Origin of the sequence: Maridesulfovibrio bastinii DSM 16055 (genome assembly GCF_000429985.1) — a bacterium.
In the GTDB taxonomy this organism is placed as follows: Bacteria; Desulfobacterota; Desulfovibrionia; order Desulfovibrionales; family Desulfovibrionaceae; genus Maridesulfovibrio; species Maridesulfovibrio bastinii.
Genome location: NZ_KE387014.1, coordinates 329,922 through 348,661, shown reverse-complemented (window position 1 = coordinate 348,661; position 18,740 = coordinate 329,922). Strand labels below are relative to the sequence as shown.

The following is an 18,740-nucleotide window of genomic DNA, read 5'->3' as shown; positions in this document are numbered from 1 at the left end:
AAAGCAATTTTATAATCCGGCTTTTTTGTTGGCGAAGTTGAGCATTTTTTCAGCTTCGGCAAAATTAGGATTGATTTGCAAAGCTTTGGTCGCTGCGTCAGCCATTTTATCCCATTTTTTCCAGTCATAATAAAGACGACCGCAGTTAAAATACAGGTATTCGTCTTTATTACTCAGTTCAAGAGCTTTGAGATAATATTTTTCAGCAGTTTCAAAGTCTTTCATTTTGCGCAGAACGATTCCAATACGATTATAAAGGTAAATTGCATTGGGATCATTTGCCAGAGCTTCCTCAAGGTAGGACAAAGCCTCCTGATGAAGATTCGCTTTAATAAACTTATCAGCTATTTCAGCCCGAAGTTCAGTATCGTTTTTGAACTCTCTGATCAGTTTATTAAAAAGCTTTTTGGCATCATCAATCTTATTAGCGTCAATGAGCTGCTGACCTTTTTCAAGACCGTCAATTTTTCTTTGAGCCATCTGCTCAGCCATTAAGTGGGCTTCTTCGGATACATTCTTCTGTAATTCCTGAAGCAGTTCTCTTAGCGTTCCAACAAGATCCTTCTCACTTCCATGAGAATAATTAATAATAAGGGGATATACCTGCCTTAATTCTTTATCACTATTTAGGCAGTGTACAGCGCTGTCTATAAGATCCTGAAACTCTTCACGTTCAGCTTTCATCAGTGAAGAACGAAGCATTGCCATTACAGCATCATAAACCGCCTGAACTGCTGGCATTGGTTTTTTCTGCTTCAGAAGTGTGTTGACTGTTGCCAGCTTTTTGCGGGCATTCATCAGTTCGCTGGACATTTATATCTCCTGTTCAGTGTAGAATGAACGGTGATTATTTTCCTATTTGATCTTTTACCATATCGCGGAATCTGGAGAAGAAGTAGCAACTGTCGTGCGGACCGGGAGCTGCTTCCGGATGAAACTGTATTGCTATGATAGGCTTGCTTTTGTGTGCAAACCCTTCAAGGGTTTCATCGTTAAGATTCTTATGAGTCATAACGAGGTCAGAGCAACCTGATATATCTACACAAAAACCGTGGTTTTGAGAAGATATTTCGATCTTTTCGGTTTCCATGTCCATAACCGGATGGTTGCAGCCGTGATGTCCGAATTTTAATTTAAATGCTTTTCCGCCGAGAGCCTGACCGAGTATCTGATGGCCGAGGCATATTCCGGCAGTGGGATAATCCTGACACAGTGCTTTTGCTGTTTCAACAGCATGGGTAAGCACGGCTGGGTCTCCCGGACCGTTGGACAGGAAAAGGGCATCCGGTTCAAGATCACGAATCTGTTTTTCTGAAAAAGATGAGGGCACGCCGACTATTTCAAATCCCTGCTCATCGAGAAGACGCAGAATATTCCATTTGGTGCCGTAATCAATGACAACAAGATGGGGACGGTCGCTAGTCCATTTGAAGCCGCCTGTGACATCAATAGGACATGGCTTGGAGTCTTTCCATGTATAAGCTGTATCCGGGCTGACCTGATCAGCAAGGTTGCAGCCTTCCATTGTCGGCAGGGCAGCAGCTTTTGCAGCAAGTTTAACCGGATCAAGTTCCTCTGTAGAAATAATACCGCGCATGGCTCCGTTAACACGGAGATGTCGGGTCAGGGCACGGGTATCGATACCTTCGATTCCCATGACGCCTGCTTTCTGCAGGTATTCGTGCAGAGGCATTACAGAACGCCAGTTTGATGGTTTTTTGCAGCATTCCTTAACAATAAAACCTGATACATGGATTTTATCGGACTCAATGTCTTCTTCGGTAATGCCGTAGTTTCCGATAAGCGGATAGGTCATACAGACCATCTGTCCGGTGTAGGAAGGGTCTGTCAGAATTTCCTGATAGCCGGTCATGCCGGTATTGAAGATGGCTTCGCCTCCGGTTTCTCCGGGGCCGGTGAAGGATTCACCTTCGAACCAGGTTCCGTCTTCAAGTGCCAGAATGGCTTTCATTATTGCTGCCTCTCAAGAATCTTTATAACTGTGTGAAGGTCTTCGGGGCGGTCTACTCCATGACAAGAATGCCGAGTTACCGCTACATGAATGGGAATTCCGTTTTCCAGAAGTCTTAACTGCTCAAGCTTTTCACGCTGCTCAAGATATCCCTGTTCAAGGGATGCAAACAGTTCAAGGGCTTCCATCCGGAATCCGTATAAACCAATATGCAACAGGAATTGTTCGTTTCCTGTATGCGAAAACGGTATGGGTGCGCGGGAAAAGTATAGTGCTCTGCCGTCTTTTGCAAGAGCAACTTTTACCCTGTCACGACTTTGCGCTTCGTCAAAGTTTATCGGCGAGGCCAGTGTCGTTACGCGTGTTTCTGCTTTATTAAATGGTCTGATCAACTCTGTGAGCATTTCAGGTTCAAGGCAGGGTTCATCTCCTTGAATATTTACCACGATAGAATTACCAAGTATACCAGTTTTTCTTGCCGCTTCCAGAATCCTGTCGGTCCCGCTTGTGTGGGAAGAATCGGTCATCACTACCGGTACATCAAGTTTTTCCGCTGCTTCAAAAATTATTTCGCTGTCTGTGGCGAGGATAACTTTTTTAAGTTCCGGACATTTCATGGCACGGTTCCATACATGCCAGAACATTGGTTTTCCGCAGATTTCGGCTAATGGTTTTCCGGGAAACCGGCTGGAATCATATCTTGCGGGAATAAACCCGAAACAATCTGTCATTTGATCTCCATAAAACAAAAGTCTGTCTGGATCAGCTCAGGTTTCTAACTATAGCTTCACAGGCTTTTTCAATTCCGCCGCTTCTTGTTTCAATATATTTACTGAAAGCATTTTTTATTCTGGCGGGTTTGGATGCTTTTCTGGTTATGTCCAGAATCTCATTCAAAACTCCTTCCCAGTTGTCAGCCTGTCTGACTAGTTTGCTGTCGATAATTTCCTGACCGACCCATGCGAAATTGGACCAGTAAGGTCCGATTACCGGAGTAACTCCGTAGCTGAGCGGTTCAAGAAAATTCTGTCCGCCGACCGGAGCAAGTGAACCGCCGATAAAAGCTGCTCTGGCCATGGAGAAGGCTGGAACCATTTCTCCGAAAACATCCCAGAGAACAATGTGTCCGAACGGAGCGTGCCCTTCTATTTCAGACCGCATTACAAATGGCAGTCCGTCTTCGGTAAGCATTTTTTTCCATGCTTCAATTCTGTGCATGTGTCTTGGAAAAAGGCCGATAACCGTTTTGGGTCTTTCTTTGTTCAGGGAGGAAATAAGCATTCTAACCTGTGGTTCTTCCTCTTTGCGGATAGAACCCAGAATGATGAACGGTGTCTTGGGCTTGAGAGCACTTGAAATCGGATTTGAGGTATAAGGCAGGTTTTCTTCAGTGCCTGTGCGATCGAATTTAATATTCGGCATGACGCTGATGTTGTCGCTCTCAAACAAAGTTTTGAAACGGCTGGCATCATCTTCTGATATCGCCAGAATTTCTTTCGGTGCCATGCTTCTGAAAAGATCAGGCCAGCTCATATATCCGGCAAGACTTTTGGTGGTCATGCGTCCGTTTATGATGAGCACAGGTATCTCAAGATCCCGGCAGGCACTTAAAAATCCGGGCCAGATTTCGGTTTCCAGAAGTACTGCAAGCTTTGGTTTAACCGCTTTTAAGGCCTTCAGCATGATTGAAGGCTTGTCAAAAGGAAAATAAGTTGCGGTTGCGGTCACTTTTCTCAGATTGTGGGAGATGTGGTAAGCTGTTTTTTCAAGCTCCTGCAAGCCCTGATCTGTATTGGTTGTAACCAGTATTTTTGTGGGGTTTCCGGGGTCGATTGTTTTCAGGATCTCGCTTGCAAGACAGGCCTCACCCGCCGATGCCGCCTGAATCCAGATATCTGCTTCTGGGGGAAGACTTTGTTTTAATGTTCTGCGATCGAAGCCTTTTTTGAGGCGTTCGTTTCTACGCAAGATCGGCAAGGCGGCTTTCCAGCCGAGGTCGTAAAGAAAAGACGCGGTCTTCAGTTTTAGGGATTTTGACATGCTGCGGTCCTGACGTTTTCATTCCTTGAGACCGCCCGTCAGGACGGTCGGTTGATAAAAAAAATTATTTCCTTTTTTCCTTAAGTCCCAGTTCCATGAGTGTGGCAATAAGCTCGTTGAACGAATACCCGGCAGCTTTTGCTGCTCTGGGGACAAGACTTGTAGGAGTCATTCCGGGAAGAGTGTTTACTTCCAGAATGTACGGATCTCCTTCCGATACTATAAAATCAGCCCTGCTGTAGCCGCTTAAGCCAAGCAGACGGTGAACTTTCAGAGTTATTTCCTGAATGCGAAGAGTCAGATCCTTGTCTATTGGTGCAGGACAGATTTCCTCGGCTCCGTCAAGGGCGTATTTACTGTTGTAATCAAAGAATTCCGCATTTTCAGGCGGAGTGATAAGTATTAACGGCAGCGGGGTTTCTCCCAGTATGCCGCAGGTAACCTCATATCCCTTAGTGAATGATTCAACCAGAGCACTGTCACCGGCAGTAAAAATAGTCTCAAGGCCTTCAGCTATCTGGTCATCATTTTTTGCATAGGTCATTCCTATGCTGGAACCGCCTGAATTTGGTTTGATAAACACAGGGGCTTTTAAAATTTTAAGTCCGGCACAGTCCTTGTCAGGACAGACCAGTTCCCATTCGGGAGTAAGGATATTGTTTTTATCGAAGACTGTTTTGGTCGCCCCTTTATTAAGGGCAAGAAAGGAAGCTTCCGGTCCGGCTCCCTGATATGGGCATCCGGCCTGATTCAGCATTGCCTGAATGAGACCGTCTTCACCCGGAGAACCGTGGAGATTGATAAATGCGAAATCGGCTTTTTGCGCTCTGTCCTGAAGAAATTTGAATTCTTTGGCAGGATCAAAAAAATCAACTGTATGTCCAAGCTCTAAAAGAGCCTTTTTTAAACCTTTTGCCCCTACAAGAGAGACTTCGCGCTCGTTAGACCAGCCGCCCGCAATCAAAAGAACATTCATTAAGTTCTTCTCCCACTATATTATTAAGTTCAGCTTCAATTAATTCAGCCTGTTTTAACGTCTGCCGTATTCTCTGGCGTATTAATTCCGTTTTGCCGTATCTGTCTTCGAGGTCGCTGAAACGGCCCTGAAGAGTCGTCAACTGGTCATGCTTGACCCGTTTATCACTGTAGCTGACTACAATTGGAAGAAAATATTTTTTAGCATCAAGCTCAAACGGCCAGTAGACATGGTGCAGAACTCCCATGGCTACAACAGGATTTTCAGTAAGCCTGAAGGCCCATGAAGCTCCTACCTGACTGTGGTTTCCACCGTTGGTGATGCAGTAGGCTTTTGCTATGTCATGCATAAGAGCTGAAGCTCTGACAGTGGGGATGTCTGTTTCAAGACCGTTTTTGACAGCCATTTCAGCAATACAGGTCGCGATGTGGGCCACCAGACGGCTGTGGGCTTTGATATTGTCGAACATGCCGAACATATCCCACCATGCTTCGCACTCGGAATCAGCAGGGACTTTAAGTCCGGGATCAAAGGAGACAGGAATAGGCGATGGAAGGTCAGGCTCCAATGGAGGAAGCCTTAGTTTGCCGGATTTTGATTCTGTAGTATTCGTATTTGTATTCATTTGCTTTTAAATATCCGTTAAACGCCTGTAAACAAGAATCAGTTAGCATTTTATATATGAAAAGGCAAAGCCCGCCTTTGCACATAAGCATAAGCGGGCGATAGTTTTTTTATTTCGCCGGACCCGTGACTCCGCATGGAGACGGGGACAGCGATTAAAATATTTCAGCGAAAATTTTTATTAGTCCTCTCCGGGGATATCTTCCTGCAGAAGGGGGTCTGAAAGAAGCTCCAGCACTCTTGCAAGATTGAAATCATGAGCCGAATCAATGGTGTCCGGATTTTCAGTTCCGGCAGCTACTACTGTCTGCATTATTTCATCAGGATTTTCATTTTTTACAACTGCTGAACGTCCCATTTCTTCGGAGGCGTTGTGGATGACTTTATCGCGAAGGAGTACAGGTGAGTCTGCACTTCTAACTTCAGTTTTTGAAATACCGGTTATATTTTCAGGGCTTTTAATTCTATTAACTGCTGGGATCATTTTTTTCCTCCTGAATTTGCTTGTCTCAAAACAAGCAATGAACATTCCATCTTTAATAAAGCATTATAAAACAGCGTGTTATCTATATAGCAGGGGTAAAAAGTGCCGCTTTTGGCTATTTATGGGACTTTTTTTCACCTGTCTTTGACCATACTCCATATTTTCCTTGAAATTTTTTCTTGTAGGTTTTAATTCCCCAAGGAGGTAAACGAGAGAATTTTATCCGGTTGAGTTTTCAGACGGCTAAAGATTTTCGAATCCTGACATAAAGCGTTTGTACGCTTTTTTGTATTAACTTTTTTAGGAGGTTTTACATGGCACAGGTAGAATACGAAGGCAAAACCTTTGAAGTTGATGAAGACGGCTTCCTTCTCAAGTTCGAAGACTGGGCCCCTGAGTGGGTTGACTACGTAAAGGAAAGCGAAGGAATTAAAGAAATCAGTGAAGAACATCAGAAGGTTCTGGATTTCCTTCAGGATTACTACAAAAAGAACGGTATCGCTCCTATGGTTCGTATCCTTTCCAAGATCACCGGATACAAACTGAAGCACATCTATGAGCTGTTCCCCTCCGGACCCGGTAAGGGAGCCTGTAAGATGGCTGGTCTGCCTAAACCTACAGGCTGCGTATAGTCAGCTGGTAATATAGTTTGTGATAACGGAATCGCCGTTGTGGCGATTCCCGTTTCAGTCCAAAGTCAGAAAGCCTCCTGAGCATCGGGTTCAGGAGGCTTTTATTTTTTGATAGTTGTGAGAAAAATCTATTCTGATATTTTAAGGTCCTGCATGATAATTTTTGCAGCTCTTGATGCTGCACCGGGGGAACCTACTTTTTCGCGCATTATTTTGAGATCCGTACGTGTCTTTTTAGTTTTTTCCGGTTGTGCAACCCATTCTTCCGCCTGAGCATGTATTTTTTTCACGGTGCAGTTGTCCTGCAGAAGTTCCGGCAGAACCTCTCTGTTTAAAATGAGATTGCAGAGGCTTACATATTTTACCTTGAGAAATTTTTTGGCAAGGCTGCCGGTAATTGCGGACATTTTATAGGCAATTACGGTCGGAGTGCCTATCAATGCGCTTTCAAGCGTGGCCGTGCCTGATGCGGCCAGCAGAAAAGAAGAGCTGCGCATCATCTCATACCTGTTTTCAGGTTCTACTATTTCAAGATCAAGATTATCCGGCCAGCTGGAAGTAATTTTTTTTACATCCACCCCCGGAGCACGGGCTATAACAAACTTAAGTTCCGGGTGATCATCTTTCAATTTTCGCGCAACTTCTGAAAAAATGGGCATCAGGCTGGAAATTTCTTTACTGCGGCTTCCCGGAAGTATTCCTAGCTGATTTTTATGTGGTGATATTTTATCAAGTTCTTCTACCGGGATAAGGTCAAGCAGGGGGTGGCCCACATAGTCGGCATCAACACCACGCTCATTATAAAACTGTTTTTCAAAGGGCAGGATGCACAGTATTTTACGAACTGTTTTGTGCAGAAATTTAGTCCGTCCCTGCCGCCATGCCCAGACTTGAGGGCTTATATAGTAATATACCGGTATCCCGAGGCGTTTAGCTTTTTTAGCCAGCCGAAAATTAAAGTCCGGGCAGTCGATAAGGACCACAGCTGCTGGTTTTTCTTTTTTCCAAATTTTTTCAATTTCACCGAAAAGGCGCAACAGGCGCGGCAGCTTGGGCAGAACTTCTGTAACCCCCATAAGTGAAATCATACTCATGGGATAACGAATGTCGCACCCGGCTTTTTCCATAGCCGGTCCGCCCATTCCCATAACTTCTATATCCGGGTCATTTTTTACCAGATTTTCAGCAAGGAGTGCTCCGTGCATATCGCCTGAAGCTTCTCCGGCATTTATCCATATCTTTTTCTTAATTTTATTGTTCATTTAGTATCTTAGTAGTTTGTCTGGTTTAGTATTTTTCAAAACAGCCTGCAAACGGCAGTCAATATCCCATTGAATGCAGTAAGGCACAAGTGTTTCATTCAGAATCAAGTTTGTGTTGAAATCGTAATAGCTTGCATTTGTTGATACAATAGTGCTAATAAAATATACGCGGATAAGGTTTGTTAAAAATTACATAAGGAGTGCTATATGCCTAAAGAGAACGTAAAAAAAATGATAGGAGTTCTTGCCGGTGTTTTTGCTGAGACCGGAAACCTCAGCAAAGAAGAGGCCATGGAACTTTCTGGAATGACACCGGAAGAATTTGACAGTGTTTACGGTAAAGCTGCAAATATTGTTAAAAAGCTTGAGAGTTATGATACCCCGGCTGAAAAATATGAACAATTTTCTAAGCATCTGTACGAAGAATTGTCCGAATTTGTTGAAAAATTTGGTCCATTCGGAGTTTAAACATCCCGGTATAGATATTCTAACATAAAGAAAAAGTTGACAGATTTTTAAGGAAGGGCGATTGAATCATTTCACGGATTCAGGCTCAGCCTCGAAAAAGGCGGAATCATAATGGTTCCGTCTTTTTCATTTTTATGCTGCAAACCAAACTTAGCTATCTTAAATAAAATAACCAGAAAGCTTCGGAGTAGAGCGTAGCAAGCATTGACCCGAGTACAAGGAAAGGTCCGAAGGGAACCATGTTGCGGCTGTTTTCATCATCCGGGAAAAATTTTAGCTGGATAAGTCCGCCGATAATTCCTGATCCCGCTGCTACGGTAATAACCAGCGGAAGATTCTGAGGTCCGCTCATTGCTCCGATCATAAACATTAATTTTACATCACCCAATCCCAGCCCGTCTTCGCCTTTAAGTCCACGGTATAGCAGTCTCAGGGTCATGAAGAGTCCACTGCCAATGGCTGCTCCCCATAGAACTTCCCGCCAGTTTCCACCCGGCATGAAAATCATTGTTGCAACGGCAATTACCGCGCCCGGAATTGTCAGCATATCTGGCAGGATAAAGGTTTTCATATCAATTGCCGCAGCAGTAATCATTATTCCACCTAAAACCATGTAAACAATGAATTGGTAACCCGGACCGAATTTGTGCATGAGCGCCAGCGCCCACAAAATGGAAATAAGTTCCACCGCCGGATAGAACATGCTTATTTTTTCATGGCAGTTGCGGCATTTTCCTTTCAGAAGGATATAGCTGACAACAGGGATATTATCATACCATTTCAGCTGGTAGCCGCACTCCGGGCAGAAGGATCGTTTCGGATTAAGAAGTGATAGTCCGTTGATATACCTGTATGCAGCACAAGCGTAAAAGCTTCCTGTGATAGCTCCGATAAGTGTGGCAATGATCATGACTTGGATATTTGCTGATAATATATTCATTAAGTGATTCTACGGGCTTGAAGATTGTTGAATTTCCTGCGAATATGCACTGTTTTCAGGTCGTGGACCGGCCTTCCCGAATTAGTAAAGGAGAACGTCATGGGCGGCAACTATAGATTTATTCCTGATTTGACATCTGATGATATCGCGGAGATTCAGCTTGAGGGGCTTAAATGGACTGTTGATCACACTGCAAATAACAGTCTTTTTTATTCTGAAAGATTCAAAGAAGCAGGTGTATCTCCCGGAGATATAAAATCACTTGATGACATTCGCAGACTTCCTTTTACAACCGCAGGCGACCTGAAGGACGGGTATCCTTTTCCGCTGCTTTCGGTGAAGGAAGAGGATGTTGTGCGCATACACGGTTCAAGCGGGACAACCGGAAAACGAAAAATACTCTGTTATACAAGAAAAGATATTGAAGTCTGGAAAGATATGTTTGCCCGCTGCTATGAGCTTGCCGGACTGACTACAAAAGACCGCGTTCAGGTGTGTGTGGGCTATGGCCTGTGGACTGCCGGATCAGGATTTCAGCTGGGATCTGAACATTTTGGAGCCATGACTGTTCCTGTCGGACCGGGAATGCTTGAAATCCAGTTGCAGCTTTTGAAGGATATGAAAGTTACCTGCCTGTGTTCAACCGCCTCAATGGCCTTGCTGCTTGGTGAAGAAGCCCACAAAGCCGGAATACTGAAAGACCTCAACCTTAAACGCTGTATCTTCGGCGGTGAGGCTTATACTCCTAAAATGCGCCGTCAGTTTGAGGAGAGCCTTGGACTTGAATCAAGTTATGACATCAGCGGTATGACAGAATTTTATGGTCCCGGTGCCGGAATAGAATGTAAAGCTCAAAATGGCATACATTACTGGGCTGACAGATATATAGTTGAAATTATTGATCCTGATACTCTTGAGCCGGTAAAACCCGGTGAGATTGGTGAGCTTGTGGTTACCACTTTGTGTAAAGAAGCTACACCACTTATAAGATACAGAACCAGAGATTTGACTCGTATTATTCCTGAACCATGCAGCTGTGGCTGCAATATGCCGCGGCATGATAGAATCAGTGGCCGAAGCGATGATATGTTCATTTTCAGGGGAGTAAATATTTATCCCGGACAGATTGCTGATGTCCTTGAACATATTCCGGAAGTCAGCTCAGAATATCAGATTTATCTTGAGCGCAGAGAAGGATTGGATTTTATGACTGTTAAGGTCGAGCGCAAGCTTGGTGTTTCGGCTGACAATGATGCCAATCTGGCTAAAGCGGTAGCTGACCTCATCCGTAAGCTTATTCTGGTCAGATCAACTGTTGAAATAATGAAATCCGGCTCCCTGCCGCGTAGCTTCGGCAAAACAAAGCGTGTAATTGACGAAAGAGATTAGTCTTTTAAATTTTTACAGCTTTTTTGTAAGCATACATTAAAATAATCCCGCCTGAATATTGATTTTCTCAGGCGGGATTATTTTATGTTGTTTCAGATTGCAGGGTCAGGATTTTTTTCTGTCTAAAACACATATATTAGTATCTCTGCCCCAACACTTATTGCAGGATATGCAGCGTGGTTTGCCGCGAAATCCCTGCTTCCATTTGTTTGGAAGGTCCGGTTCAGCGTGCAGAGTTCTCGACAGTGAAAAATATTTTATGGGCGTATTTTCAAGAATATCTTCCATAACCTCCACACTGCGGTTACCACCCACAAGAATTATAGGAACATCAACTGCTGAGGCTATCATGGCTGCGGGCTTGCGATAGTATGACTCTTTTTCTTTTTTAAGCAGTTTTGGCTTTATGGGAGCGGTATCGGGATCACTGGAAAGATGTCCGCCTGAAAGTTCTATGCCGCTAATTCCCCTTTCCTGAAGACCTTTAACGACAATCAGGCTCTCTTCAGGTGTCAGTCCGTTTTCACCCCATTCGTCAGTACTGTGCATTTTAATAAATACGGGGTAATCCGGGCCGACTTTTTCTCTTACAGCTTCCAGTACCTCATATATTATTCTGGCTCGATTTTCGATTGATCCACCGTATTCATCTTTTCTGCGGTTGAAGAATGGTGTCAAAAACTGGCTGAGCAGGTAGCCGTGCGCTCCATGCAGTTCCACTCCGTCAAATCCTGCTTCTTTAACCCGTCCTGCGGCTTCGGCAAAACTTTTGATAATGTAATCTATGTCATTTTTGGTCATCTCAACCGGAGTCACTTTGAAGATGGGATTTTCAACAGCTGACGGGCCGAAAATTTTTCTGGACCCGGAATTGAAATCAGTCTGAGAACCGCCATACACAATCTGCATGACAATATTGGCGCCTAGTTCATGAATATTTTTAGTGAAATTCTTGTACTCTTCGATAAAAGTATCATCATAAATTCCCATCATTCTGGCATTGGGCTGCTCTTCTTCACAGATGAAAGCGTAACCGGTGATGATGGTTCCAACGCCGCCTTTAGCCAGATTTTCATACACTTTGACAAGTTCAGGGGTCAGGTGTCCTTTGGAATCGGCCTTATTCTCCCATGTTGAGGAACGCCAGAGTCTGTTTTTTAGAGTCATAGGACCTAAAGAGGTCTGATCAAATAGAGTAGACATAATTTTACTCCTGTTTTTTATTTAATATGCATTCATTGGTCTCTTTACCGCGACACTTTCCGCAGGCAATACATCTTGGTTTGCCCCGGTAGCCGCTCTGCCACTTTTCAGGAAGGTCGGGTTCTGAAAAAAGAGTCCGTGAAAGTGAAAAATATTTAATATCGGTAGTGTTTAGGATTTCTTCCATTACTTCCATTTCCCGGTTTCCACCGACTAAAATTACCGGGACATTCAGTTCACTGGCTATCCATGAAACAGGTTCTCTAAAATAAGATTGTTTTTCTTTTTTGATGAGTCCTTTTTTATCTGGAAGAGTCGCATCGTTTTCAGAAAAAAATCCTCCTGAAAATTCTATGCCGGAGATTCCTCTTTCTTCCAGCATTTTTGCAACTGCAAGGCTGTCTTCTTTATTAAGTCCCTGTTCACCCATTTCATCAGTGCAGTGCATTTTGATAAACACTGGATAGTCCGGGCCTACTTTGGTGCGTACAGCATCAAGGGTTTCACATATTATTCTGGCCCGGTTTTCAATTGATCCGCCGTATTCGTCTTTACGTCTGTTGTAGTAGGGTGTCAGGAACTGGCTCAGCAGATAGCCGTGAGCAGCATGCAGCTGAACTCCATCAAATCCTGATTCTTTAACTCTGCGGGCGGAGTCGGCAAAAGATTTTATAATATAGCTGATCTGTTCCTTGTTCATGGCGACAGGCGTTACTTTAAATCTGGTGTGCTCAACCGCCGATGGACCAAGAATCAACCTGTCTTCTGTTTTATAGTTACTCTGAGAACCGCCGTAGGCAATCTGCATTATGATGTTTGCACCGAGAGAATGAATTTTATCGGTAAAAATTTTATATTCCGGAATGAAACTGTCGTCATAAATGCCCATCATTTTCGGGTTGGCTTTTTCTTCTTCACAGATACCGGCATAGCCGGTGATAATTGTTCCCACGCCTCCTTTTGCCAGATCTTCATATACCGCGACTAGTTCAGGAGTAGGATGGCCCTGCTCATCAGCTTTTTTCTCGAATGTAGCTGATCTCCATAATCTGTTCTTGAGCGAAAGTGTTCCGATAGATGTGGGTTCGAAAATATCAGCCATTTAATGTCTCCTGAAGATTTTATTTTCTGATTTGAAACAGGTTATCCATATTAACTAATGTTCACCTGAAATTAGGCAAGTACTTACCATTTAGAGACTTAGGTACTGTTTAGATACCGGTTGTAAAATTAAAACATATAAAAGCGGACCTGACTCGGCTGATTCAGGTCCGCTTTTGTCGATATCAGGGCATTGTTTCAGGAGCTTAACAGCCTAGTAATTTAAACAATGGAGAAATTTATGCCTACAGTGCCTGTAGTTGATGAGAGGGAACAGTTCGCCAAAAAAATTGTCAGCGGACTGGATAGTACCGGGAATGGAATTGATGAAAAAATAAAAACTCGAGCCGCCGAGCGTGATGATGAAATTCGTGATTTGCATGTTTTGGAAGCTTTTGCTGTGCTTGAGCAAGGGCTTCGAGAATTGCTGCACAGTCCTGATACAGGAGTTTTAAGTACAAGGGATAGAGATGCTCAGGGATGCACTCGGAGGGTTTCTGAATTTTTTGATACCGAAGGTGGAAAAATTTTAAATGATCTTCCTGATGAAGAAAGCATGGCACGATTTACTGATGTTATGTCCTCCAGACGCAGAATTGCGATGATTACTGCTGCAAAGCATGAAAGCCGCGAATTTGCGAGCTGGAAGGATAAGACTGTGATGAAAACAGTGGAGGAGGTGATTGCCTCTGCTGCGGCTGATCCTGATCCGGAACTTCTGGAGTATGGCACAGGGGTGATTGAAGGAACCATCAGACGTCTTTACAGAGGGGAAAGTGAGGATGTTTTGCAGAGTCGTTATATTGCTGCTGTTAAAGAAATGTATCGCGGGGCTTTGGAATCTGTATCGGGCTCAGAACCTTTGAGAGCAGTTGAGCTGCTGGATAAATGGAAAAACATATTTGGTGAAGAGCTTTACGAAGAATTGAAGAATAGCATAACCCCGGCAGCATTGCGTGAAAAAGTACGTGACGAGTATGCTGATCTTCGCTTTATGCAGCCGGACAAGGCTCAGAAAATTATCGATACTCTTAAAGATAGCGATTTACATGCTGAGCTGTCAGCAATGGTCGGGACAGCTATCACTTTTGAGCATGCGAAAGCAAAACAGGATGAAAATTCCAAGCTTGAACTGATTTATGCAGAATTGTTTCAGAAGTTGAGCCAATCTCAATTAACACCGGATCAGATTTTATATTCCGAGCTTTCAAAAAGTGAGCGGCTGCTGTGGCTTAAGATTTTAAAAAGATCTTTAGGTGAAGCTGATGATTCTGTTTTCGTGAAACAGGTCGAACTGCTATCGACGGATAACATTAATAGCCCTGTAGAAATATATTCTGCCTGCTCCGAAGGGTTGTCGCCCCGGAATGCACAAATATGCTGCTGGTTATTCAGTATAAGGGACAGAGCTGACTGGATGCCTGCTGCTTTGAGTCTTCAGACTCTGCAAAGAGAATGCTTAAGCCATAATTGTGATACCAAGGCCACAGGTGAAATATACAGAGATTTTCTTTTCAGACTCAAGCAGCTCATTAAAGCTGGAAAGACACCGGATTTTATCGTGCTTGTGCATAAAGTTTTAGAGGAGCATCTGGTGCTTTCTGCGGAAGAGACTTCGGGGAAATAGCTTTTTTAGCTGTACCGATTTTTAAAATATCAGCAGTTGAGATTTAATTTACTCAAGGCAGACTAATTAGCGTTGGAACCTTATTGAGAATTGTGCTGACGCCAAATGAAAAGGGCCGCCGGAAATCCGGCGGCCCTGATAGTTCTATATCTAGCTGGACTAGTTACGTCCGCGGTTATCGCGACCACGGTTGTCACGACCGCGATTATCTCTACCACGGTTGTCACGACCACGGTTACCGCCGCCCATCTTGAATTTTTCAAGATCAATTTCCTGTCCTGCCTGCTCCATGAGCCAAGCTTTACGGGAAAGTCTGATACGTCCATTGGGCTGAATTTCAATTACTTTTACGGTAACTTCCTGACCGAGTTGAATAACATCAGTTACATTTTCGATGCGTTCAAAATCAATCTGGGAAATGTGCAGCAGTCCTTCAAGACCGGGAAGAATTTCAATGATGGCACCGATTTCAAGAATCTTTTTAACAGTACCGATGTAGTTCTTGCCGAGTTCAGCAGACTGGTCATAGTACTGTACCATTTCTTTGGTTTTTTCGAGAGATTCAAGGGTCGGAGCAAAAATGGAAACTTTACCGGAATCTTCAATATCAATATCTGCCTGAGTCTCAGCTGTAATAGCTTTGATGTTTTTACCACCGGGGCCGATGAGGTCACGGATTTTTTCAGGATTGATGTTGAGTACTGCCATCTGCGGAGCAAATTTGGAAAGCTCGGCTCTTGGTTCAGGAAGAACTTCAACCATGTGGTTGAGGATATGCATACGGGCATCATTAGCCTGTTTAAGAGCTTTGCGCAGAACTTCAGCAGGAATACCGCTGATTTTAATATCCATCTGGATGGCGGTTACACCGTCTTTTGTTCCGGCGACCTTAAAGTCCATATCACCGAGAGCATCTTCGTCACCGAGAATGTCGGTAAGAACAAAGTAGTCATCGCCTTCTTTGCACAGACCCATTGCGATACCTGCTACGGGGTCTTTGATGGGTACACCGGCATCCATCAGTGCGAGAGTTGTTCCGCAGACGGTAGCCATGGAAGATGAACCGTTGGAGTCCATGATCTCAGAAACTACACGCATGGTGAAGGGGAAGTCCTCAGGTGAAGGGAGTACAGGTGTTAAAGCACGTTCTGCAAGTGTTCCATGACCGATTTCACGGCGTGAAGGTGCGCGCAGGAATTTAGCTTCACCAACGCAGTACGGAGGGAAGTTGTAATGCAGCATAAAGCGTTTTGATTCTTCACCGGTGAGAGTTTCATAACGCTGTTCGTCACGGCTGCTGCCAAGTGTTGCAACTGCAAGAGCGCAGGTCTCACCTCTGCGGAAGATGGCAGAACCATGAGTCATGGGCAGAACGCCTGCTTTAATGGAAAGATTACGGACAGTGGTAAGGTCACGGCCGTCAATACGAACGCCCTTATCAACGATACGTTTACGGACAATCTGTTTTTCCAGCTTGCCGAGAATATCGCCGACAGCAGCTTTCTTGGCACTGTCTTCAGGGAATTTCTCTTCGATTGCAGCTACTGCTTTTTCTTTAACTTCGCTTTTAGCTGCCTTGCGGTCCATTTTACCGGGGATAGTCAGAGCCTTATCCAGTTCGTTACTGAAAAGTTCGGTAACGATTTCAGATACGGTTTCGTCCTTCTCCGGTTCAAGGATTTCTCTTTTGGGATGTCCGACTTTTTCACGGAGTTCATCCTGAAGGTCAAACATCGGGGTGAGCTGTTCGTGTCCCCATTCGAGAGCTTCGGCAATAACATTTTCAGGTACGAACTGGGCACTACCTTCAACCATGATAACAGCGTCACGAGTTGCGGCAAAAACAATGTTCAGATCGCTGTCATTGTCTGCAACAGAATATGAAGGATAAAGAACAAACTGATTGTTCACATATCCCACACGGGCTGCGGCAACAGGGCCGTTGAAAGGCATGTCTGAAATATGCAGTGCGGCAGATGCGCCGGTCATGGCAAGAACATCAGGATTTGTCTGGTCATCGGCTGAAAGAACAGTTGCGATGATCTGAACTTCGTCACTGTAGTACTTGGGGAACATGGGGCGGATAGGGCGGTCTATCAGGCGTGAAACGAGAGTTTCGCGGTCTGAAGGGCGGCCTACTTCACGGCGGAAGTAACCACCGGGGATGCGTCCTGCTGCGTATGTTTTTTCGAGATAGTTGCAGGTAAGGGGGAAAAAGTCGCGCGGTTCGTTGCTTGGTGCGCATACGGCGGTTACGAGTACAACGGTTCCACCGGATTTGATAAGAACTGTTCCGTCTGTCTGGTTTGCCATCAGTCCTGTTTCAAGGCTGATATCCAGATCTCCGATTTTGGTTGAAACTGTTGTAGATTCAAAAGGTACAATCATCAAAACTCCTGACTCTTGGTCGGGTTTGACGGCCTTTTCGATTCAGCCCGTTTTTTTTAGCCGGCTTAGGCAGGATTACAACGCGGGTTTGAACCCCTGCCTCAGCCAACTAAAAACCTCTTGTCGGGAAGTCGAAAAGCCGTATTTACCGGTCAGCCTGACTAAAATTTACAATACTAAAGGTAAGGATAAATAAAGTGCGGCCTGTCCGGTAGGTTTATTTAAAATTCGATTTTGAAAAATCGAAAGGCATGCTGACTATATATACTATAAAGTATCTAATCAAATTTTAATTTAAAATTACTTAAAAAAACAAAACAGGGGGAGAAAAATCTCCCCCTTGTCTCTGAACAATTTATTTACGAAGACCAAGCTTGGCGATAAGATCGCGGTAACGCTGTACGTCTGTCTTGTGCAGATATTTGAGGATGTTCCTGCGCTTACCAACGAGCTTGAGCAGGCCGGTGCGGGAGTGGAAATCCTTTTTGTGAACTTTAAAATGTTCGGTCAGGTAAGTGATTCTTTCAGTAAGAAGAGCTACCTGTACTTCAGGAGAACCAGTGTCTCCTTCCTTGGTCTGATACTCAGCAATAACTTTTGCCTTGGTTTCTGCGTCCATTACCACAGCGCTATCCTCCTTGGTGCCTTTTCAGGCACGTCATGGTTTATGCTGTCCGTGAATTCCCCGCGATAGGAATCAGTTCCAAAGACCACGAAGTATTGCCCACATAAGCTCACTGTTAAAGCGTTTAGCTTCAACCAGTGCGATGGCTTCACCCTTCTGGTCTACAAACATGGCCCGGTCGCCTTCCGTGCCGTAGAGTGCTCCGCCTGAGGCGGGATCTACCGGAATGCGCGCTCCGTTCATAACATCGGCCGCCATGTCTTCACTTAATGTGAATTTAGGCCAGTGGGGCAGAGTATCCGCAATCGGGATAACTTTTTCCCCGAATTTTTCGGGGTCGCCCAGCACATCTTCAAGCTCATAGGCATCACAAAGCCTGTATGGCTCGCTTTCTTCGCGTGTCAAAGAGTCCATTACCGCGCCGCATCCGAGCCGCATCCCCAAGCTGTGGACCAGGGAGCGTATATAGGTGCCGGCAGAGCACCTAACCCGGAAACAGGCCCTTGGCAGGCTCACTTCCAGCGGTTCAGAAAAATTTATTTCAATGTCCTTAATTTTGACCGGGACATCTTCGCCTTTTCTGGCGAGTTCGTAAAGGGGTTTTCCTTTATGTTTTGCTGCCGAATATGCGGGAACTTCCTGTTTAGTCAAGTCTTTCCATGCAAAAATTTCATTTTTTACCATTTCTTCGGTAATGTCGGAAATATCTGCACTGGAAGTCTCTGCTCCCTGTATATCGTAAGTATCTGTTGTTCTGCCTAAAATAAGTGATCCGGAGTAAACTTTATCTCTTCCTGTCAGATATGGGCCAAGTTTTGTAGCTTTGCCAAGCATGACCAGAAGAACACCCTGTGCAAGAGGATCAAGTGTTCCGGCATGGCCTATTTTAAACTGCTTCAACTGATGTTTGATATCATTAAGACAATCGGTGGAAGTCGGTCCGGACGGTTTGTTAAGGACAAGAACTCCATGCTTCTGAAAGGGGCTTGTTTTAGGTTTCCTTCCCACT

The 18,740-nt window shown here is 44.5% G+C and carries 18 protein-coding genes; 4 read left to right on the top strand and 14 right to left on the bottom strand.

The features are described 5' to 3' along the window. Positions 1-9 precede the first annotated feature (9 nt). From G496_RS0115980 to G496_RS20110, 7 genes are all read right to left on the bottom strand, one after another. On the bottom strand, positions 10-813 hold the full coding sequence (locus tag G496_RS0115980; RefSeq protein ID WP_027180152.1) for a tetratricopeptide repeat protein: 804 nt from the start codon (positions 811-813) through the stop codon (positions 10-12). Between the two features lie 34 nt (positions 814-847). Then, positions 848-1,972 (bottom strand): glutamine-hydrolyzing carbamoyl-phosphate synthase small subunit, encoded by a 1,125-nt coding sequence (carA, locus tag G496_RS0115975; protein ID WP_027180151.1) that lies wholly within the window; start codon positions 1,970-1,972, stop codon positions 848-850. Then, on the bottom strand, positions 1,972-2,703 hold the full coding sequence (kdsB, locus tag G496_RS0115970) for a 3-deoxy-manno-octulosonate cytidylyltransferase (RefSeq protein WP_027180150.1): 732 nt from the start codon (positions 2,701-2,703) through the stop codon (positions 1,972-1,974). The genes carA and kdsB overlap by 1 nt, the downstream gene beginning before the upstream one ends. A 31-nt stretch (positions 2,704-2,734) precedes the next feature. Further along, positions 2,735-4,012, bottom strand: coding sequence for a 3-deoxy-D-manno-octulosonic acid transferase (locus tag G496_RS0115965; protein WP_027180149.1), 1,278 nt, complete (start codon positions 4,010-4,012; stop codon positions 2,735-2,737). 64 nt (positions 4,013-4,076) lie between these two features. Continuing rightward, complete coding sequence (locus G496_RS0115960) at positions 4,077-4,988, bottom strand: D-alanine--D-alanine ligase family protein (protein ID WP_027180148.1); 912 nt, start codon at positions 4,986-4,988, stop codon at positions 4,077-4,079. Continuing rightward, positions 4,954-5,613 (bottom strand): HD domain-containing protein, encoded by a 660-nt coding sequence (locus G496_RS0115955; protein WP_027180147.1) that lies wholly within the window; start codon positions 5,611-5,613, stop codon positions 4,954-4,956. The genes G496_RS0115960 and G496_RS0115955 overlap by 35 nt, the downstream gene beginning before the upstream one ends. A gap of 180 nt (positions 5,614-5,793) precedes the next feature. Continuing rightward, a complete protein-coding gene (locus G496_RS20110) occupies positions 5,794-6,096 on the bottom strand; it encodes a hypothetical protein (RefSeq protein WP_034633550.1) in 303 nt (100 codons plus the stop codon). A gap of 314 nt (positions 6,097-6,410) precedes the next feature. On the opposite strand from G496_RS20110, the gene G496_RS0115945 reads away from it, so the two are divergent. Beyond that, a complete protein-coding gene (locus G496_RS0115945; RefSeq protein WP_027180146.1) occupies positions 6,411-6,728 on the top strand; it encodes a TusE/DsrC/DsvC family sulfur relay protein in 318 nt (105 codons plus the stop codon). Between the two features lie 128 nt (positions 6,729-6,856). On the opposite strand, the gene lpxB is transcribed toward G496_RS0115945, so the two are convergent. Further along, a complete protein-coding gene (lpxB, locus tag G496_RS0115940; RefSeq protein WP_027180145.1) occupies positions 6,857-7,990 on the bottom strand; it encodes a lipid-A-disaccharide synthase in 1,134 nt (377 codons plus the stop codon). Positions 7,991-8,197: 207 nt separating this feature from the next. On the opposite strand from lpxB, the gene G496_RS0115935 reads away from it, so the two are divergent. Beyond that, the gene (locus G496_RS0115935; RefSeq protein WP_027180144.1) at positions 8,198-8,458 is read left to right on the top strand and encodes a hypothetical protein; all 261 of its coding nucleotides are present in this window, start codon (positions 8,198-8,200) and stop codon (positions 8,456-8,458) included. A 154-nt stretch (positions 8,459-8,612) separates the two neighbouring features. Here the strand turns inward: G496_RS0115935 and G496_RS0115930 are convergent, their stop codons facing one another. Continuing rightward, positions 8,613-9,398: a prepilin peptidase gene (locus tag G496_RS0115930; protein ID WP_027180143.1), complete on the bottom strand. Its 786-nt coding sequence runs from the start codon at positions 9,396-9,398 to the stop codon at positions 8,613-8,615. Positions 9,399-9,497: 99 nt separating this feature from the next. Between G496_RS0115930 and G496_RS0115925 the strand changes: the two genes are divergently transcribed. Next, positions 9,498-10,787 carry a phenylacetate--CoA ligase family protein gene (locus G496_RS0115925; protein ID WP_027180142.1) on the top strand — a complete coding sequence of 430 codons (1,290 nt, stop codon included), beginning with the start codon at positions 9,498-9,500 and terminating at the stop codon, positions 10,785-10,787. 105 nt (positions 10,788-10,892) lie between these two features. Here the strand turns inward: G496_RS0115925 and G496_RS0115920 are convergent, their stop codons facing one another. After that, on the bottom strand, positions 10,893-11,990 hold the full coding sequence (locus G496_RS0115920; RefSeq protein ID WP_027180141.1) for an NADH:flavin oxidoreductase: 1,098 nt from the start codon (positions 11,988-11,990) through the stop codon (positions 10,893-10,895). 4 nt (positions 11,991-11,994) lie between these two features. Beyond that, the gene (locus tag G496_RS0115915) at positions 11,995-13,092 is read right to left on the bottom strand and encodes an NADH:flavin oxidoreductase (RefSeq protein ID WP_027180140.1); all 1,098 of its coding nucleotides are present in this window, start codon (positions 13,090-13,092) and stop codon (positions 11,995-11,997) included. 240 nt (positions 13,093-13,332) lie between these two features. Between G496_RS0115915 and G496_RS0115910 the strand changes: the two genes are divergently transcribed. Beyond that, on the top strand, positions 13,333-14,718 hold the full coding sequence (locus G496_RS0115910) for a hypothetical protein (protein ID WP_156900681.1): 1,386 nt from the start codon (positions 13,333-13,335) through the stop codon (positions 14,716-14,718). A 159-nt stretch (positions 14,719-14,877) separates the two neighbouring features. Here G496_RS0115910 and pnp read toward each other — a convergent pair whose 3' ends face one another. From pnp to truB, 3 genes are all read right to left on the bottom strand, one after another. Continuing rightward, the gene (gene pnp / locus G496_RS0115905) at positions 14,878-17,106 is read right to left on the bottom strand and encodes a polyribonucleotide nucleotidyltransferase (protein ID WP_027180138.1); all 2,229 of its coding nucleotides are present in this window, start codon (positions 17,104-17,106) and stop codon (positions 14,878-14,880) included. Positions 17,107-17,461: 355 nt separating this feature from the next. Further along, positions 17,462-17,731 carry a 30S ribosomal protein S15 gene (rpsO, locus tag G496_RS0115900; protein ID WP_027180137.1) on the bottom strand — a complete coding sequence of 90 codons (270 nt, stop codon included), beginning with the start codon at positions 17,729-17,731 and terminating at the stop codon, positions 17,462-17,464. Between the two features lie 72 nt (positions 17,732-17,803). Beyond that, on the bottom strand, positions 17,804-18,739 hold the full coding sequence (gene truB / locus G496_RS0115895) for a tRNA pseudouridine(55) synthase TruB (RefSeq protein ID WP_027180136.1): 936 nt from the start codon (positions 18,737-18,739) through the stop codon (positions 17,804-17,806). Position 18,740 lies beyond the last annotated feature (1 nt).

Coding starts and splice junctions, on each gene's coding strand:
- carA (WP_027180151.1), bottom strand. CDS start 1,972: ATGAAAGCCATTCTGGCACTTGAAGACGGAACCTGGTTCGAAGGTGAA.
- lpxB (WP_027180145.1), bottom strand. CDS start 7,990: ATGAACAATAAAATTAAGAAAAAGATATGGATAAATGCCGGAGAAGCT.
- kdsB (WP_027180150.1), bottom strand. CDS start 2,703: ATGACAGATTGTTTCGGGTTTATTCCCGCAAGATATGATTCCAGCCGG.
- G496_RS0115930 (WP_027180143.1), bottom strand. CDS start 9,398: ATGAATATATTATCAGCAAATATCCAAGTCATGATCATTGCCACACTT.
- G496_RS0115920 (WP_027180141.1), bottom strand. CDS start 11,990: ATGTCTACTCTATTTGATCAGACCTCTTTAGGTCCTATGACTCTAAAA.
- pnp (WP_027180138.1), bottom strand. CDS start 17,106: ATGATTGTACCTTTTGAATCTACAACAGTTTCAACCAAAATCGGAGAT.
- G496_RS0115945 (WP_027180146.1), top strand. CDS start 6,411: ATGGCACAGGTAGAATACGAAGGCAAAACCTTTGAAGTTGATGAAGAC.
- G496_RS0115980 (WP_027180152.1), bottom strand. CDS start 813: ATGTCCAGCGAACTGATGAATGCCCGCAAAAAGCTGGCAACAGTCAAC.
- G496_RS0115910 (WP_156900681.1), top strand. CDS start 13,333: ATGCCTACAGTGCCTGTAGTTGATGAGAGGGAACAGTTCGCCAAAAAA.
- G496_RS0115955 (WP_027180147.1), bottom strand. CDS start 5,613: ATGAATACAAATACGAATACTACAGAATCAAAATCCGGCAAACTAAGG.
- G496_RS0115935 (WP_027180144.1), top strand. CDS start 8,198: ATGCCTAAAGAGAACGTAAAAAAAATGATAGGAGTTCTTGCCGGTGTT.
- G496_RS0115965 (WP_027180149.1), bottom strand. CDS start 4,012: ATGTCAAAATCCCTAAAACTGAAGACCGCGTCTTTTCTTTACGACCTC.
- G496_RS0115915 (WP_027180140.1), bottom strand. CDS start 13,092: ATGGCTGATATTTTCGAACCCACATCTATCGGAACACTTTCGCTCAAG.
- G496_RS0115925 (WP_027180142.1), top strand. CDS start 9,498: ATGGGCGGCAACTATAGATTTATTCCTGATTTGACATCTGATGATATC.
- G496_RS20110 (WP_034633550.1), bottom strand. CDS start 6,096: ATGATCCCAGCAGTTAATAGAATTAAAAGCCCTGAAAATATAACCGGT.
- G496_RS0115960 (WP_027180148.1), bottom strand. CDS start 4,988: ATGAATGTTCTTTTGATTGCGGGCGGCTGGTCTAACGAGCGCGAAGTC.